The organism is Nitrospira calida (assembly GCF_976986435.1).
Genome location: NZ_OZ335950.1, coordinates 1,338,081 through 1,354,830, shown reverse-complemented (window position 1 = coordinate 1,354,830; position 16,750 = coordinate 1,338,081). Strand labels below are relative to the sequence as shown.

Annotated in this window: 12 protein-coding genes, 1 tRNA gene and 2 pseudogenes; all 15 read right to left on the bottom strand. The window is 59.1% G+C overall.

All coding sequences use genetic code 11. From position 1 onward, the window contains the following. Positions 1 to 53: 53 nt before the first annotated feature. Positions 54 to 368, bottom strand: a complete 315-nt coding sequence (rpsJ, locus tag ACWHTU_RS06670) for a 30S ribosomal protein S10 (RefSeq protein WP_447862625.1) — start codon at positions 366 to 368, stop codon at positions 54 to 56. Between the two features lie 48 nt (positions 369 to 416). Beyond that, a pseudogene (gene tuf / locus ACWHTU_RS06665) lies at positions 417 to 1,619 on the bottom strand (elongation factor Tu). A gap of 63 nt (positions 1,620 to 1,682) precedes the next feature. After that, positions 1,683 to 3,764: an elongation factor G gene (gene fusA, locus ACWHTU_RS06660; protein ID WP_447862623.1), complete on the bottom strand. Its 2,082-nt coding sequence runs from the start codon at positions 3,762 to 3,764 to the stop codon at positions 1,683 to 1,685. 114 nt (positions 3,765 to 3,878) lie between these two features. Continuing rightward, a complete protein-coding gene (gene rpsG, locus ACWHTU_RS06655; RefSeq protein ID WP_447862621.1) occupies positions 3,879 to 4,349 on the bottom strand; it encodes a 30S ribosomal protein S7 in 471 nt (156 codons plus the stop codon). A 46-nt stretch (positions 4,350 to 4,395) separates the two neighbouring features. Then, on the bottom strand, positions 4,396 to 4,767 hold the full coding sequence (rpsL, locus tag ACWHTU_RS06650) for a 30S ribosomal protein S12 (protein WP_447862619.1): 372 nt from the start codon (positions 4,765 to 4,767) through the stop codon (positions 4,396 to 4,398). A gap of 114 nt (positions 4,768 to 4,881) precedes the next feature. Continuing rightward, the gene (gene rpoC / locus ACWHTU_RS06645; protein ID WP_447862618.1) at positions 4,882 to 9,063 is read right to left on the bottom strand and encodes a DNA-directed RNA polymerase subunit beta'; all 4,182 of its coding nucleotides are present in this window, start codon (positions 9,061 to 9,063) and stop codon (positions 4,882 to 4,884) included. 139 nt (positions 9,064 to 9,202) lie between these two features. Continuing rightward, the gene (rpoB, locus tag ACWHTU_RS06640; protein ID WP_447862617.1) at positions 9,203 to 13,162 is read right to left on the bottom strand and encodes a DNA-directed RNA polymerase subunit beta; all 3,960 of its coding nucleotides are present in this window, start codon (positions 13,160 to 13,162) and stop codon (positions 9,203 to 9,205) included. 117 nt (positions 13,163 to 13,279) lie between these two features. After that, positions 13,280 to 13,675 (bottom strand): 50S ribosomal protein L7/L12, encoded by a 396-nt coding sequence (gene rplL / locus ACWHTU_RS06635; protein WP_447863321.1) that lies wholly within the window; start codon positions 13,673 to 13,675, stop codon positions 13,280 to 13,282. A gap of 27 nt (positions 13,676 to 13,702) precedes the next feature. Then, positions 13,703 to 14,209, bottom strand: a pseudogene (rplJ, locus tag ACWHTU_RS06630) (50S ribosomal protein L10); the annotation flags it as partial. Between the two features lie 112 nt (positions 14,210 to 14,321). Further along, a complete protein-coding gene (rplA, locus tag ACWHTU_RS06625) occupies positions 14,322 to 15,014 on the bottom strand; it encodes a 50S ribosomal protein L1 (RefSeq protein WP_447862616.1) in 693 nt (230 codons plus the stop codon). A 38-nt stretch (positions 15,015 to 15,052) separates the two neighbouring features. Continuing rightward, positions 15,053 to 15,478 carry a 50S ribosomal protein L11 gene (gene rplK / locus ACWHTU_RS06620; RefSeq protein ID WP_447862615.1) on the bottom strand — a complete coding sequence of 142 codons (426 nt, stop codon included), beginning with the start codon at positions 15,476 to 15,478 and terminating at the stop codon, positions 15,053 to 15,055. A 16-nt stretch (positions 15,479 to 15,494) separates the two neighbouring features. Further along, entirely contained in the window at positions 15,495 to 16,031 is a 537-nt protein-coding gene (gene nusG / locus ACWHTU_RS06615) for a transcription termination/antitermination protein NusG (protein WP_447863320.1), read from the bottom strand. A 72-nt stretch (positions 16,032 to 16,103) separates the two neighbouring features. Next, positions 16,104 to 16,298, bottom strand: a complete 195-nt coding sequence (gene secE, locus ACWHTU_RS06610; protein ID WP_447862614.1) for a preprotein translocase subunit SecE — start codon at positions 16,296 to 16,298, stop codon at positions 16,104 to 16,106. A 98-nt stretch (positions 16,299 to 16,396) separates the two neighbouring features. Next, a tRNA-Trp gene (locus tag ACWHTU_RS06605) sits at positions 16,397 to 16,473 on the bottom strand. A 77-nt stretch (positions 16,474 to 16,550) separates the two neighbouring features. Further along, complete coding sequence (gene rpmG, locus ACWHTU_RS06600; protein ID WP_447862613.1) at positions 16,551 to 16,700, bottom strand: 50S ribosomal protein L33; 150 nt, start codon at positions 16,698 to 16,700, stop codon at positions 16,551 to 16,553. Between the last annotated feature and the right edge of the window lie 50 nt (positions 16,701 to 16,750).

Below are 16,750 nucleotides of genomic sequence, written 5' to 3'. Positions count from 1 at the left end.
TACAATCAGATCTTAGCCATCAACTTCTTGGGTCGATGGCCGATGCCGGTCGCTCACAACTTGATCTCCACATCCACTCCGGCAGCCAGATTCAGCTTCATCAGCGAATCCATCGTTTCGGGTGTGGGCTCCATAATGTCCAGCAGCCGCTTGTGCGTCCTTATTTCGAATTGCTCGCGAGACTTCTTATCCACGTGCGTCGACCGAAGCACCGTAAAACGCTCGATTCTGGTCGGCAACGGGATCGGACCGACAACCTTGGCACCGCTCCGCTTGACCGTTTCAACGATTTCGGCCACGGACTGGTCAAGCACCCGATAATCAAACCCCCTGAGTTTGATCCTGATCCGCTGATCAACTTTGACCATGTCGCTTCACTCCAGGCAGCGAGGCTATAGGAGCAAATTGTCCCTGCGTCAGGCCAGGATTTCGGTGACGATCCCGGAGCCCACGGTCTTGCCGCCCTCCCGGATCGCAAATCGCAGCCCCTGATCCATCGCAATCGGCGAAATCAACTCCGCCGTGATGCTCACATTGTCCCCCGGCATTACCATCTCCACCCCCGGATTCAACTGCACCACCCCTGTCACGTCCGTCGTCCGGAAGTAGAACTGCGGCCGATACCCGTTGAAAAACGGCGTGTGTCGCCCCCCCTCTTCCTTCGTCAAGACATACACCTCGGCCTTGAACTTCGTATGCGGCGTGATGCTCTTCGGCTTGGCCAGCACCATCCCCGCTCTACCTCCTCCTTCTTGGTGCCCCGCAGCAACACCCCAATGTTGTCGCCCGCCTGCCCCTCGTCCAGCACCTTGCGGAACATCTCCACCCCGGTCACCACCGTGCTCTGGGTCGGCCGCAATCCCACAATCTCCACCTCGTCACCCACCTTGACGATCCCCGCTCCACCCGACCCGTCACCACCGTGCCCCGCCCGCTGATCGTGAACACATCCTCGATCGGCATCAAAAACGGCTTGTCGATCGGCCGCTGCGGCGTCGGAATGTAGGTGTCAATAGCCTCCAGCAGCTTCAGAATCGCCGGCACCCCCAGCGGCCCCGGATCCCCCTCCAGCGCCTTCAACGCCGACCCCGCAATGATCGGAATCTTGTCCCCGGAAACTCGTACTTCGTCAACAGCTCCCGCACCTCCAGCTCCACCAGGTCCAACAGCTCCTTGTCGTCTACCTTGTCCGCCTTGTTCAAAAACACCACGATGTAGGGCACCCCCACCTGGCGCGCCAACAAAATATGCTCCCGCGTCTGCGGCATCGGCCCGTCCGCCGCGCTCACCACCAAAATCGCCCCGTCCATCTGCGCCGCCCCCGTGATCATGTTCTTCACATAGTCGGCGTGCCCCGGACAGTCCACGTGCGCATAGTGCCGCTTCTCGGTCTCGTACTCCACGTGCGAGATGGCGATCGTCAGAATCTTCGTCGGGTCGCGCCGGCCCTGCGATTCGCTGGCCTTGGCCACCTCGTCGTAGCTCACGAACTTGGCCATGCCCCGATCCGCGCACACCTTGGTCAACGCCGACGTCAGCGTGGTCTTGCCGTGGTCCACATGCCCGATCGTCCCCACATTGACGTGCGGCTTCCGCCGCTCAAATTTCGCCTTCGCCATCGCCCGACCCTCCCCCTTATGAACTCTTCTCGCCTGACCCGTTCTCGCCCGAAGACATGCCCATCACTCGCCTCGATATTTGGCGATGATGGCCTCGGCGATCTGCTTGGGAACTTGTTCGTATCGGTCAAATTCCATGCTGTACGTCGCACGTCCCTGCGTGCGCGATCGTAGATCCGTAGCATAACCGAACATTTCGCTGAGCGGGACGGCCGCCTCGATTGCCTGAGATCCGGCGCGCACCTTCATGCCCTGAATCTTGCCCCGTCGTCCGTTGAGGTTGCCGATGACGTCGCCCATATACTCTTGAGGAACTAGGACCTCAACCTTCATAATTGGCTCCAGCAACACAGGATCCGCCTTCTTGCACGCATCCTGAAAGGCCATCGACGCGGCGATTTTGAAGGCCATTTCGTTCGAGTCGACTTCGTGATAGGAGCCGTCCAGCAGCGTGACCCGGATGTCTCTCATCGGATAGCCGGCCAGCACACCCGTTTCCATCCGCTCACGGACACCTTTCTCCACGGCCGGGATGTACTCCTTGGGAATCGCTCCGCCGACGATCTTATTGACGAACTCGAAGCCGGCACCGGGCTCGGAAGGTTCGACGGCCAACACGACATGCCCGTACTGACCGCGTCCGCCGGTCTGCTTGATATACTTGGCCTCGGCTTCCGCTCTTCGCCGGATCGTCTCGCGGTACGCCACTTCGGGTTTTCCAACGTTGGCCTCAACCTTGAACTCGCGCAGCAGACGATCGACGATGATTTCCAAATGCAGCTCGCCCATGCCCGCGATGATGGTCTGACCCGTTTCCTCGTCGGTCCGCACACGGAACGATGGATCTTCCTGCGCCAGTTTTTGCAGCGAAAACCCGAGCTTTTCTTGGTCTTGTTTCGTCTTCGGCTCGATCGCCATGGCAATCACCGGCTCAGGAAACTTCATCACCTCGAGCAGCACCGGCTGCTTTTCGTCAGCCAGCGTATCTCCAGTGGTCGTGCCCTTGAGTCCGACCGCGGCGACGATATCGCCCGCATAGGCCGCCTCAATGTCCTCGCGCTTATTGGCGTGCATCTTCAGAAGGCGGCCGATCCGCTCTTTGACGCCCTTGGTCACATTCAGGACGGACGCACCGGTCTTGACCGTTCCCGAGTAGACGCGGAAATAGGTCAATTGGCCGGCAAAGGGATCAGTCATAATCTTGAAGGCTAGCGCCGCAAAGGGTTCGGAGTCGCTCGCTCGCCGTTGCACCTCCTTATGGGTCGAAGGATCGATCCCTACCACCGGCGGAATATCGACCGGGGAAGGCAGATAATCGACCACGCCGTCGAGGAGTTGCTGGACCCCTTTGTTCTTGAACGCCGAGCCACACAGCACGGGAGTAATCTTCATCGCAATCGTCCCTGCCCTGATCGCCCGGCGAATCTCTTCTTCGGTCAGTGAATGACCGTTCAGGTATTTTTCTAGCACCTGCTCGTCGAACTCGGCGACGGCCTCGATCAGTTTCTCGCGATATTCTTTAGCGAGATCGACCAAATCGGACGGAATTTCCTCGATCGTATAGGTGGAGCCCAGGGTTTCGTCGTCGTAAAAATAAGCCTTCATCGAAACCAAGTCCACGGACCCTCGGAATTCGGCCTCGCGCCCGACCGGAATCTGAATCGGCACCGGATGGGCGCCGAGACGATCGATGATGGATTGGACGCTGGCGTAGAAATCGGCCCCGACCCGATCCATCTTGTTCATGAACGCGATCCGCGGAACTCGATATTTGTCCGCCTGCCGCCACACCGTCTCGGATTGCGGTTCGACCCCCTGGACCGAATCGAACACCGCCACGGCTCCGTCGAGCACACGGAGCGATCGCTCGACCTCAATCGTGAAGTCCACATGGCCGGGCGTGTCGATGATATTGATGCGATGATCGCGCCAGAAGCAGGTGGTGGCCGCGGAAGTGATGGTGATGCCGCGTTCGCGTTCCTGTTCCATCCAGTCCATTGTGGCCGCACCTTCGTGCACCTCGCCCATCCGGTGCGTTAGGCCCGTATAGAACAGGATCCGCTCCGTCGTCGTCGTTTTTCCGGCATCGATGTGCGCCATGATGCCGATATTTCGCGTTTTTTCTAATGGAGCCGGCCTAGCCACGTGATCCCTCAAAAAAAGAACCGTGCTGCAATCCGACCTGGAAGATACATGCTGCGACACAGGGGGCACCTGCCTGCAAATCGCAGCACGGCCCGACTGCAGCACAGATTTGCGTTACCAACGATAATGGGCGAAGGCTTTGTTTGCCTCGGCCATCCGATGTACGTCCTCCCGCTTCTTGACCGCTCCGCCGGTGTTGTTCGAGGCGTCAAGCAGCTCAGCCGCGAGCTTCTCCGCCATACTTCGCCCGCCACGGGCTTTGGCATACTGCGCAATCCACCGGAGCGCAAGCGACAGCCGGCGGACAGGGCGAATCTCGACCGGAACCTGATATGAGGCTCCGCCGACCCGGCGGGATTTGACCTCAACCACCGGCTTCACATTGTCGACCGCCGCCCGAAAGACTTTCAGCGGATCGCCGCCGGTTTTTTTTTGGATCAGGTCGAATGCGCCATAGCAGATCCGCTCCGCGGTGCTCTTTTTCCCGCGCCGCATGAGCATGTTGATGAACTTGCCGACCAGCTTGTCCCGGAACCGTGTATCGGGCAGCGTCTCTCGATGACCATGAAACGGACTTCTGGGCATGATCTTCCCGCCGATCTCTCAGCTATTCCCTGTCAGCCCTCGGTTTTTACTTGGGCCGCTTCGCGCCGTACTTCGACCGCCCCTGCTTTCGATCCGCGACGCCGACTGCATCGAGCGCTCCGCGCACGATGTGATACCGTACCCCGGGCAAGTCTTTGACGCGACCGCCTCTGACCAACACAATGGAGTGCTCCTGCAGATTGTGCCCGACGCCGGGGATATAGGTTGTAATTTCCATGCCGTTCGTCAGGCGAACGCGGGCCACCTTCCGAAGCGCCGAGTTCGGTTTTTTCGGTGTCGAGGTATACACCCGAAGGCACACGCCTCGTTTTTGCGGACAGCCCTTGAGCGCAGGGCTTTTCGTTTTGCCTTTCGCCTGCGCTCTGCCTATGCGGACAAGTTGGTTAATCGTCGGCATCGTGAGGTTTCACCTTGATCATTCGCGTTCACGGCGTCTGCCGTGTCCGACCGAAGCCGCCGGATTATAATGAGGGACCTCCCGGCTGTCAAGATTGGTTTCCATTGACCGTTCTTACGAACGGGCCGCATCCGTTTGGATCGATCCACCGCTCTCCTGCCCGATGGCCACCGGCTCTTCCATCGAGCTCGGAACGTGCGCTTCCGGCTTGGCGCTGATCACAAACGTGTCGCGATACTCCTCGAACCCGGTTCCCGCCGGGATCAGCCGCCCTACAATCACGTTCTCCTTGAGACCGAGCAGCTTGTCCTCGCGCCCGTTGATCGCTGCTTCGGTCAGCACGCGCGTCGTTTCTTGGAAGGACGCAGCCGAGATAAAGCTGTCGGTCGTGAGCGCCGCCTTTGTGATTCCGAGCAGCACCGGCTTGCCGAGCGCCGGTTTGCCGCCTTTCGCCAGAATCCGTTCGTTTTCGTCTTCGAACACCCATTTGCTGACTTGGCTGCCCGGCAGGAACTCGGTGTCTCCGGGGTCCTCGATCCGAACCTTGCGGAGCATCTGCCGGACAATGATCTCGATGTGCTTGTCGTTGATCGACACGCCTTGCAACCGGTACACGTCCTGCACTTCGTCGACGAGATACTTCTGCAGTTCCTTCGGTCCCAGTACGTCGAGAATGTCGTGAGGGTTGGCCGATCCGTCCATCAACGGCTCTCCGGCGCGGACCCAATCCCCCTCGTGCACGTTCACGTGCTTGCCCTTAGGGATGAAGTACTCCTTCACATCGCCCATCTTGTTATCCACGATGACCTTGCGCATGCCCTTCACAAAACCGCCGTAGGACACTTCTCCGTCGATTTCGCTGATGACGGCCTGCTCCTTCGGTTTCCTCGCCTCGAACAGCTCGGCCACGCGCGGCAGGCCTCCGGTAATGTCCTTGGTCTTGGTCGTTTCGCGCGGAATCTTGGCCAGCACATCGCCGGGATGCACCACCGCACCTTTTTCCACCAGAATGTGCGCACCGACCGGCAGCAAATAGCGGGCCGCCGTCGTCGAGCCCGGGGTTTTCGCCGTCTTGCCGCTGTCGTCCTTGATGGAGATCCGCGGACGGAGTGTGGCACCGGAGTGTTCGATGACCACCTTGCGGGAGAGCCCGGTGACTTCGTCGAACTCCTCTTTCATGGTGACGCCTTCGATAATGTCGCCGTAGGCCACTCGGCCGCCGACCTCGGTCAGAATCAGCAACGAATACGGATCCCACTCGACGAGCTTCTGCCCAGGTTCGACCCGGTCGCCGTCCTTAACCTTGATTTTGGCACCGTACACCACGGGATACTTCTCGCGCTCGCGGCCTGTCTCATCGACGATCGCGATCTTCGCATTGCGGTTCATTACCACCCATTCGCCCTCCTTGTTCCGGACGGCGATACCGGCATTGTGCACGTCGGCGTTCTTTTTCGCGTCGAAGCTCATGAATTTCATCACGCCGGCGTGCTTGGCCTCGAGCACTGTCTGCTCCACCACTTTGCTCGCGGTCCCGCCGATATGGAAGGTTCGCATCGTCAACTGCGTACCCGGCTCACCGATGGACTGCGCCGCGATCACGCCAACCGGCTCCCCCTTCTCAACCAACCGGCCGCGGGCCAAGTCCCGGCCGTAGCACCGCCGGCAAACGCCGCGCCGCGACTGGCAGGTGAGCACCGACCGGATTTTTACGCGGTCCACGCCCGCCTCAACGATGCTCCTGGTCCGTTCCTCGTCGATTTCCTCGTTGAACTTGACGATGATCTCGCCGGTGACCGGATCGCGGATATCCTCCGCAGCCAGCCGCCCGAGAATGCGTTCTTCGAGGGGTTGAATGATTTCTCCGCCCTCCACCAGCGCCGTCACCGTAATTCCGTCGTTCGTCCCGCAATCCTCCTCGCTGACGATCACGTCCTGTGCGATGTCCACAAGCCGGCGAGTGAGGTATCCGGAATTGGCGGTCTTCAAAGCCGTGTCCGCCAATCCCTTTCTGGCCCCGTGGGTCGAAATGAAGTACTGCAGCACCGTCAATCCTTCGCGGAAGTTGGCGGTGATGGGCGTTTCGATGATTTCGCCGGATGGCTTCGCCATCAAGCCGCGCATGCCGCCCAGCTGTCGGATCTGTTGGGAGCTACCTCGCGCCCCCGAATCCGCCATCATGAATATTGGATTAAACGACTCGGGCTTGGCCGGATCGCCGCCACCGCCCAACTCCTTCATCATTTCCCCTGCGACCTGCTCGGTGACGTGCGCCCAGATATCGATGACTTTGTTGTACCGCTCGCCGTTGGTGATGAGCCCCTCCGCGTATTGTTTTTCAATCTCGTTCACCTCGCGCTGGGCCTTGCTGATCAACTCTTCTTTCTTGGTCGGGATGTGCATGTTGTCGATGCAGATCGACACTCCGGCTTTCGTGGCATAGTGAAAACCCAGATCTTTGATCTTGTCCAAGAACACAACCGTCTCGCGATGACCGGCTTGGCGGTACACCACGTCAATCAACTTGGTCATTTCCTTCTTGGTCATCAACTGATTGGCGTGCTCAAACGGAATAGACGGAGGCAGAATCTCTCCCAGGATCACGCGCCCGACAGTCGTCTGCACGAGCGTGCCCGCGATGCGCACCCTGATCCGAGCATGTTCTTCGACTTCCCCCGCGTCGTACGCAATACGGACTTCTTCGGGAGAACCGAAAATTTTGCCTTCACCCTTGGCGCCGACCCGTTCTTTGGTGAGCCAGTAGCAGCCAAGCACCATGTCCTGGGACGGTACGGCGATCGGCCGCCCGTTGGCGGGGGAAAGAATGTTGTTGATCGACATCATGAGCACGCGTGCCTCGACCTGCGCCTCCACCGACAACGGCACGTGAACGGCCATCTGGTCGCCGTCGAAGTCCGCGTTGAAGGCCGCACACACCAACGGATGCAGCCTGATGGCCTTGCCCTCGACCAGCACGGGATCGAAGGCCTGAATGCCCAGCCGATGCAGCGTCGGCGCCCGGTTCAACAACACCGGGTGTTCGCGAATCACCTCATCAAGCACGTCCCACACTTCAGGCCGTTCCTTCTCAACCAGGCGTTTGGCGCTCTTGATGGTGGTCGCGGCTCCCCGCTCCTCCAGCTTGTGGAAGATGAACGGCTTAAACAGCTCCAGTGCCATCTTCTTGGGCAACCCGCACTGATGCAGCCGCAGTTCAGGCCCCACCACGATCACCGTACGGCCGGAGTAATCAACGCGCTTCCCGAGCAAGTTCTGGCGGAACCGCCCTTGCTTCCCTTTGAGCATGTCGCTCAGCGACTTCAACGGTCGCTTGTTGGGGCCACGGATTGCGCGCCCGCGTCGGCCGTTGTCGAATAGCGCGTCGACAGCCTCCTGGAGCATCCGCATCTCATTGCGGATGATCACGCCGGGCGCCTTGAGTTCGATCAACCGCTTCAGCCGATTGTTCCGGTTGATCACGCGCCGGTAGAGATCATTCAGATCGGACGTGGCGAACCGTCCACCGTCCAGCGGAACCAGCGGCCGCAGCTCGGGCGGGAGGACCGGGATCACATCCATGATCATCCATTCCGGTTTGTTGCCCGATTTTCGGAAGGCTTCGATCACCTTGAGCCGCTTGGCGTATTTCTTCTTCAGGGCAGCGGAGGTTGAGGTCTTGGCTTTCACATGGAGGTCGTTCCACAACGCATTGATGTCGAGCTTCTTGAGCAATTCCCGAATCGCCTCGGCGCCGATTCCGGCTTTGAAGGCGCCGGTTCCGTACTCTTGCTGAAGCGCGCGCAGCCGCTCCTCGGTCAGGAGTTCTTTCTCGCTCAAGTTGGTCGTGCCCGGATCGACGACCACATAGCTCTCGAAGTAAAGGATCTTCTCGAGATGCTTCAGGCTCATGTCCAGGAGCGTACCGATCCGACTGGGCACACCTTTGAGGAACCAGATATGCGCCACCGGCGCGGCCAACTCGATGTGCCCCATCCGTTCGCGCCGCACTTTCGACTGGATCACCTCGACGCCGCACTTGTCGCAGACGATGCCGCGGTGCTTCATCCGCTTGTACTTGCCGCAGTTGCACTCCCAGTCCTTGATGGGCCCGAAAATTTTGGCGCAGAACAACCCGTCTTTTTCCGGCTTAAACGACCGGTAATTGATGGTTTCCGGCTTCTTCACCTCTCCGTAGGACCAGGACCGAATCTTTTCCGGCGAGGCGATACGGATCCGCATCGAATCAAAAGAAACGGAATCGCGCGGTTTTTCGAACAGGGTGTACACGCCTTCCAAGGTTTATCCCTCCTCTTCACCGTGATGGATGAGGCACGACGCGCAAGACGCGTAAGGCGCGCGGAGCGCGGGCCCCCGGATATTCTCTTTTTCTCCGGTCCATTCGCTTCACGCTCAGCGCTTCACGGTTCATGGTTTCTCAGTCCTTTGCCTTGACCAGTTCGACATCGAGGCCTAGGCTCTGCAGTTCTTTGACTAGCACATTGAACGATTCCGGTAGGCCGGGCTCGAGGAACGGCTCGCCTTTGACGATCGCTTCGTACATGCGCGAGCGGCCCGGCACGTCGTCCGATTTGACGGTGAGGAACTCCTGCAGGGTGGACGCCGCGCCATAGGCCTGAAGCGCCCACACTTCCATCTCACCGAGCCGCTGGCCGCCGAATTGCGCCTTGCCGCCCAGCGGCTGCTGCGTGACCAGCGAATAAGGCCCGATCGATCGGGCGTGGATCTTGTCGTCCACCAGGTGGTGCAGCTTCATGACGTACATGTATCCGACCGTCACGGGACTGCCGAACGGCTCGCCGGTCCGCCCGTCCATGAGAACGGTTTGGCCGGCGGTCGGGAGTTTCGCCTTCTTGAGCAGTTCCTTGATCTCTCTTTCCGAGGCCCCGTCGAACACCGGGCTGGAAACCTTGATACCCAGTGCGTGCGCCGCCCAACCCAGATGGGTCTCCAGAATCTGCCCAACGTTCATGCGGGACGGCACGCCCAATGGATTCAACACGATCTCCACCGGCGTCCCGTCCGGCAGATAGGGCATGTCTTCCTCTGGCAACACCCGCGAGACCACCCCCTTGTTGCCGTGCCGGCCGGCCATCTTGTCGCCGACCTGAATCTTCCGTTTCATCGCGATATAGACCTTCACGAGCTTGATCACGCCGGGTGGTAGTTCGTCGCCGCGCTTCAGACGACCGACCTTCTCGTCGTACCACGTCTGGAGAATCTCGATCTGTTCCTTGGCCCGCCGCTCGATGTCTTCCAGCTCTTTCTGCTCGTCCGGATCGCTCAAGATAATGTGCCGAACGGCATCGTCGGACAGGCGCTTCAGAATGTCCGCCGTCAGCTTGCCCTTCTTCTTGAGAATGACATCGCCGGTCTCGGGATCCATTAGATCGCGGCCGACCACTTTGCCCAACAGCAGTTTTCGGATCTTCTTGGTCTTCTCCTCGTCGATGATGCGCAGCTCTTCCTGGTGATCGCGCTGCAGCTTCATCACATCTTCACTTTCGATGCTCTTCGAGCGCTCGTCCTTGTCCAACCCTTTGCGGGAGAAGATCTTCACATCGACGACGATACCTTCCACGCCAGGCGGAACCGTGAGGGATGTGTCCTTCACGTCCCCGGCTTTTTCGCCGAAGATCGCGCGGAGCAACTTCTCTTCCGGCGTCAACTGGGTCTCGCCCTTCGGCGTGACCTTGCCAACAAGGATGTCGCCGGGCTTAACTTCCGCTCCGATGCGGATGATGCCGCTTTCATCCAGGTTCCGCAACGCTTCCTCGCCGACGTTGGGGATATCGCGCGTGATCTCTTCCTTGCCCAACTTTGTATCGCGCGCCTCGATCTCGAATTCCTCGATATGGATCGAGGTGAAGGTGTCTTCGCGCACCAGCTTTTCGCTGATGAGGATAGCGTCTTCGAAGTTATAGCCGCCCCAAGGCATGAAGGCAACCAGCACGTTCTTGCCGAGCGCGAGCTCGCCCCGGTCGATCGCCGGACCATCCGCCAACACTTGCCCCTTCTTGACCGGCTGCCCCAATCTCACGATCGGTGTTTGCGTGATGCAGGTATTCTGGTTCGACCGCTGGAACTTGATCAGATCGTAGACATCCAGTCCGGCATCGTTCCGCTTGCGACCCTCCTTCGAATCGGCCCGCACTACGATCCGCGTGGCATCCACGCTTTCCACAACGCCGTCGCGTTTCGCCTGCACGACGTAGCCGGAATCCCTGGCCACCACCGCTTCCATCCCGGTGCCCACCAACGGAGCCTCCGACTTGATCAACGGCACCGCCTGCCGCTGCATGTTCGAGCCCATGAGCGCGCGGTTGGCGTCATCGTGCTCCAGGAACGGAATCAGCGCCGTGGCGACGCTGACGACCTGCTTGGGCGACACATCCATGTATTCGACCTTGTCCGGGGTCGCGGTGATGAAATCGCCGCCATAGCGCGCCGAGACCGTCTCGGATACCAGCCGCCCGGACGCGTCCACCTTCGAGTTGGCCTGCGCGATGATGTATTTGTCGCCTTCGATCGCGGACAGATACTCGATCTCATCCGTCACCCGTCCCCTCACCACTTTCCGATACGGAGCCTCGATGAACCCGAACTCGTTGATGCGCGCATAAGTGGCTAACGAGGTGATCAGTCCGATATTCGGACCTTCCGGCGTTTCGATCGGACAGATGCGGCTGTAATGAGACGGATGGACGTCGCGAACCTCGAATCCGGCCCGCTCTCGCGTCAGCCCGCCGGGGCCCAGGGCAGACAACCGTCGCTTGTGCGTGATTTCCGCCAGAGGATTAGTTTGATCCATGAATTGGGACAACTGGCTGCTGCTGAAAAACTCCTTGATCGCCGCCACGACCGGCTTGGCGTTGATCAGGTCATGCGGCAACACCGTCTCCATATCGAGCAGATTCATCCGCTCCTTGATACTGCGTTCCATCCTAACCAGCCCCAGCCGAAACTGGTTCTCGAGTAACTCGCCGACCGACCGGACACGTCGGTTGCCGAGATGGTCGATGTCATCGATCTCGCCTTTGCCCATCTTGAGATTCACCAGATACCGGACCACCTCGACGATATCCTGCGCGGTAAGCGTGCGCTGTTCCAGCGGCAGGTCCAACCCGAGCTTTTTGTTTAGCTTGAGCCGGCCGACCGGCGACAGATCATACCGCTTGGGATTCTGGAAAAGATTCTCGAAAAGCGCCTTCGCCGTCTCAACCGACGGCGTCTCGCCGGGGCGCAACCGCCGGTAGATCTCGACCATCGCCTCTTCTTTCGAGGCCGTCCGCTCCATCTCCAAGGTGTCGAGGATGACCGGCGTAGCCGTCGCCGTGTCAAGGTAGATCACCTTGAAACCTTCGACGTCGCTCCGGAGAATCTTGTCAATAATCTCGGCGGTGAGTCGTTGATTCTTGTCGAGAATCTTTTCCTTCGAGGTCGGGTCGACCAACTCGGTCAACACAGCGCGTCCGACAAGCTCTCCCGGCGCGACGGGAATTTCCTTGACCCCCGCGGCCTTGAGCCGCGCGATAAGAGCCTTGGTCAACTTAGCCCCTTCGCGGACCAGTGGTTCCTTCCCTCCCTTCTCCGTCACCTCCATGGAACACTTGAGTCCATGATGGATCTCGGGATCCAGTTTGCGCAGGAGCTTGCCCTTCACAACCCGGATTTCCTCCACCGGGTAGTACATCTTCAGCAGGTCGTCGCCGGAATACCCGAAGGCCTTTAGAAGGATCGTCGCCGGCATTTTCCGGCGTCGGTCGATGCGCACGTACAGAATATCCCTGGCATCGAACTCGAAATCGAGCCACGACCCCCGATACGGAATGATCCGCGCGGAATACAGCACTTTGCCGCTCGCGTGCGTCCGACCCTTGTCGTGGGTGAATGACGCCCCCGGCGAGCGATGAAGCTGGCTCACCACCACGCGCTCGGTGCCATTGATGATGAACGTGCCGCGCTCCGTCATCAGCGGCAGCTCGCCCACGTATACCTCCTGCTCGCGGACGTCGAGCACTTTCCGCTTCAGGCCTTTGTCCTCCTTGTCGAAGACGACCAATCGCACCCGCAGCTTCAACGGGACAGCATAGGTCATGCCCTGTTCGAGGCATTCCCGCACGTCGTACTTCGGCGTCCCAAGCGAATAACTGGAGAATTCGAGCACCGCCGTATTGTTGTAGTCCGCGATCGGGAAGACGCTGGCTAAAGCCGCTTGCAGCCCCTGGTCCGCGCGATGTTCCGGCTCCACCTCCATCTGGAGAAACTGCTCGTACGAACGTTTCTGAATCTCGATCAAATCGGGAATCCCGATACTGGCACGGATTCGAGAAAAATCCTTCCGCTCGACGAACTCGCTGACCATCGATTCCGCCATTCCCGCCATCCTCCAGGTTAGACCGTCAAACTGAAGAGGAACGTCATTCGCCGGCCGGTCACCGGTCATTCGCGACACCGCGATGCCCCCTCACCCGGCGATCGACTGTTGGGCTTGCTATTTCACCTCGACCTTCGCACCGCTCTCTTCAAGTTTCTTTTTCATCGTCTCGGCCTCTTCTTTGGTCACCCCGGTCTTGACCGGTTTCGGCGCACCTTCGACGAGATCCTTGGCCTCCTTCAGTCCCAGATTGGTCAGCTCGCGCACGACCTTGATGACCTGGATTTTCTTATCCGCCGCCGCGCCGGCCAAAATGACGTCGAACGAGGTCTTCTCCTCGACCGGCGCCGCCGCGGCCACGCCCGCCGCCGGCGCGGCCGCCACCGGTGCCGCCGCCGTCACGCCGAATCGGGCTTCTAGCCCCTTGACCAGTTCCGACAACTCCAATACGCTCATGCTTTCAATTGCCTTAATCAATTCCTCCTGCGTCAACTTTCCTTCCGCGGTTGGCATGTTGTCTTCTCCTTTCTTTTTGTCTTGAATGGCGCTGATCACTCCGACGAATCCTCGCAAGATCCCGCTCAACGCGTACACGAAACCGCGCACTGGCCCTTGCATGGCCGCGAGCATCATGGCGATCAAGATCTCTTTCTTTGGCAACTTCGCTACAGCCGCCAGTTGCGCCGCCTGCAGCAGCTTGCCTTCCAAGACCCCGACCGTTATTTTGATCTTTTCGTCCCGCTTTTCGGCCTGAATGAATTCCCGCAACACCTTGGCGGGCAGGACCGGGTCGTCATATCCGATGACCACGCCCAACGGTCCCTTGAAATGAGGCTTGACCTCCGCCAGCATCGTCCCCTCGGCGGCGCGGATAGCCAGGGTGTTCTTCACCACCTTGTACTCGGCTTTGACGCTCCGCAGTTGCTTACGGAGCTCCGTCAAGTGATTCACCGGCAACCCGGTGCATTCCGTCAGAATCGCGAGACGGGCGCGGGCGAATTTTTCGTTCAGCTCCGCAACCGCCGTCGCTTTGTCTTCCTTTTTCATGCCGCTCCCTCACCCAGCGTGGGCCTTGGCAAAGGAAAGGAAGCTACGACTCGACCGCTCTTCCTATACCTATTGCTATTGCCCAATGACCGTTGACCGCCGACAACCCCCTTCAGCTCCACTGCTTCGCGATCGCCGCCGTATCCAGCTTGACCCCGGGGCCCATGGTGCTGGAAATCGTGGCGCTCTTCAGATACTTGCCCTTGCAGGAAGCCGGCTTGGCTTTCATGACCGACTCCAAAACGGCCTGTGCGTTCTCATAGAGATGATCCGGGCTGAACGAGATCCTGCCGATCGGCACGTGCACAATCCCGGCCTTTTCCACCTTGTATTCGACCCGTCCCTTCCTGATTTCCTGAACGGCTTTTGCCACATCAAACGTGACGGTTCCGGTTTTCGGATTCGGCATCAATCCGCGCGGACCGAGCACCTTGCCGAGCTTGCCGACCGAGGCCATGAGATCGGGCGTCGCGATCGCGCAGTCGAAGTCCATCCATCCCCCCTTGATCTTTTCTATCAGGTCTTCAGCGCCCACATAGTCCGCGCCCGCTTGACGGGCTTCCTGCTCCTTCTCGCCCTTGGCGAAGACTAACACGCGCAATTTCTTGCCCGTGCCGTGCGGGAGCACCGTCGTCCCCCGGACCATCTGATCCGACCGCTTCGGATCGACCCCCAATCGGACCGCCAGGTCCACCGATTCATCAAACTTCGCGTAGGCGACTTGCTTGACGGTTTCCACGGCTTCTCTCAATCCATACAGCCGTGACTCCACATTTTTCCGCGCCTCCTCCATCTTTTTCCCCATAGCCGGCAACTCCCTTGTCCTGAGCCATCGACGGCCGCTTAACCCTGAATCACGATGCCCATGCTGCGGGCCGTCCCCTCGATGATCTTGACAGCTCCCTCCAGGTCGGCCGCGTTCAAGTCAGCCATTTTCTTTTGGGCGATCTCCCGCAACTGCGCCCTAGTGATCTTCCCGACCTTCTCCTTGTGGGGCACCCCAGATCCTTTGATGATTCCCGCCGCCTTCTTCAACAAATCAGAGGCGGGCGGCGTCTTGGTCACAAACGTGAACGTCCGATCTTTGTAAACGGTGATCACAACCGGAATGATGCTGTCGCCTTCTTTTTGAGTCCTGGCGTTGAACTGCTTGCAGAACTCCATAATATTGACGCCGTGCTGCCCCAACGACGGACCGACCGGCGGAGCGGGATTGGCTTTACCGGCCGGAATCTGGAGCTTGATCTGAGCCGCGACCTCTTTCGCCATGATTACTCCGTTCTTCTCAAATTCTTTCCACTTGCATGAAACCGAGTTCGACGGGGGTCGAACGCCCAAAGATGCTGACCAGGACTTTGACCCGGTTATGATCGGTATCCACTTCGTCCACCAGCCCCTGGAATCCGAGGAAAGGCCCGTCGATAATGCGCACGTTGTCTCCCTTGATGAACCGGATCTGCTCCCTGGGACCGGCTGTTCCCGCATCCACCTGCTTCAGGAGAGACTCGACCTCTTCTTTTGTCAGCGGCGTCGGATGAGCGCCCCCTCCAACAAAGCCGGTGACTTTGGGCGTTTCCTTGATCATCTGCAGGGTGTCGTCGCTGAGAGGCGTTTCCAATTCCACCAGCACGTACCCAGGGAAAAATTTCCGCCTCGCGGTGCGGCGCTTTCCGTCTCTAATCTCGATGACGTCCTCCGTCGGCACCAACACCTGGCCGATCTTGTCCGCCAACCCCATCTGATTGGCCCGTTCGATCAGACTGGTTTTCACGCGCCCCTCAAATCCCGCGTAGGTATGAATCACATACCAACTTTTATTCATCACGATCCCTCGGAAACAGCAACCGTCTCACGTAGGCGACGGAACTCGAGTCCGCCTTGCGCTGCGCGCGCCCTATAGGATCTTGCTGATAAGCCAAACAAGGAACGTGTCCACGACGGAGAGATAGAACGACATAATGATGCAAAACACGATCACGACGGTGGTCGATCCCACCGTCTCGCTCCTGGTGGGGAATGAAACTTTCCTGACCTCGGCGCGAACATCGGTCAAAAATTCAACGACCGACGCCCACAGCTTCTTGAACATATGATCCTCCTTGAATTCCCTTTCATGGAAAGGGCACTGCGCCGACGTTCGCCTGCCCCCCCTCGGAGCACACAGAGAAGCCTGCAATCATTCCACCATGGCAGGGGCACCAGGAATCGAACCCGGACCTTCGGTTTTGGAGACCGACGTGCTAGCCGTTGAACACCATGCCCCTCCTCTGCAAGAGTTCTGAGTGTTGCGTGATGAGTTCTGAGGTCTCGGCATTACAAAAAGCTCAGCGTTCACAGCTCATCACTTCACTTCCTTGTGAGGAGTGTGCTTACGACAGAAGCGGCAAAACTTTTTCCGTTCGAGCCGGTCCGGGTCGTTCTTTTTGTTCTTCGTAGTCGAATAATTCCGCTGCTTGCAGACCGAACAAGCCATATCGATGATTTCACGCATCTTCTACTCGTAAGGCGTGAAGCGTGAAACGTGAAGCTGATGATGTCATG

What these genes read in the sequence shown, in the direction of transcription:
- rpsG (WP_447862621.1), bottom strand. Translation starts at nt 4,349, where the DNA reads ATGCCCAGAAGTCCGTTTCATGGTCATCGAGAGACGCTGCCCGATACA.
- rplK (WP_447862615.1), bottom strand. Translation starts at nt 15,478, where the DNA reads ATGGCGAAAGAGGTCGCGGCTCAGATCAAGCTCCAGATTCCGGCCGGT.
- rpsL (WP_447862619.1), bottom strand. Translation starts at nt 4,767, where the DNA reads ATGCCGACGATTAACCAACTTGTCCGCATAGGCAGAGCGCAGGCGAAA.
- rpmG (WP_447862613.1), bottom strand. Translation starts at nt 16,700, where the DNA reads ATGCGTGAAATCATCGATATGGCTTGTTCGGTCTGCAAGCAGCGGAAT.
- secE (WP_447862614.1), bottom strand. Translation starts at nt 16,298, where the DNA reads ATGTTCAAGAAGCTGTGGGCGTCGGTCGTTGAATTTTTGACCGATGTT.
- rplA (WP_447862616.1), bottom strand. Translation starts at nt 15,014, where the DNA reads ATGGGGAAAAAGATGGAGGAGGCGCGGAAAAATGTGGAGTCACGGCTG.
- nusG (WP_447863320.1), bottom strand. Translation starts at nt 16,031, where the DNA reads ATGAATAAAAGTTGGTATGTGATTCATACCTACGCGGGATTTGAGGGG.
- rplL (WP_447863321.1), bottom strand. Translation starts at nt 13,675, where the DNA reads ATGCCAACCGCGGAAGGAAAGTTGACGCAGGAGGAATTGATTAAGGCA.
- rpoB (WP_447862617.1), bottom strand. Translation starts at nt 13,162, where the DNA reads ATGGCGGAATCGATGGTCAGCGAGTTCGTCGAGCGGAAGGATTTTTCT.
- rpsJ (WP_447862625.1), bottom strand. Translation starts at nt 368, where the DNA reads ATGGTCAAAGTTGATCAGCGGATCAGGATCAAACTCAGGGGGTTTGAT.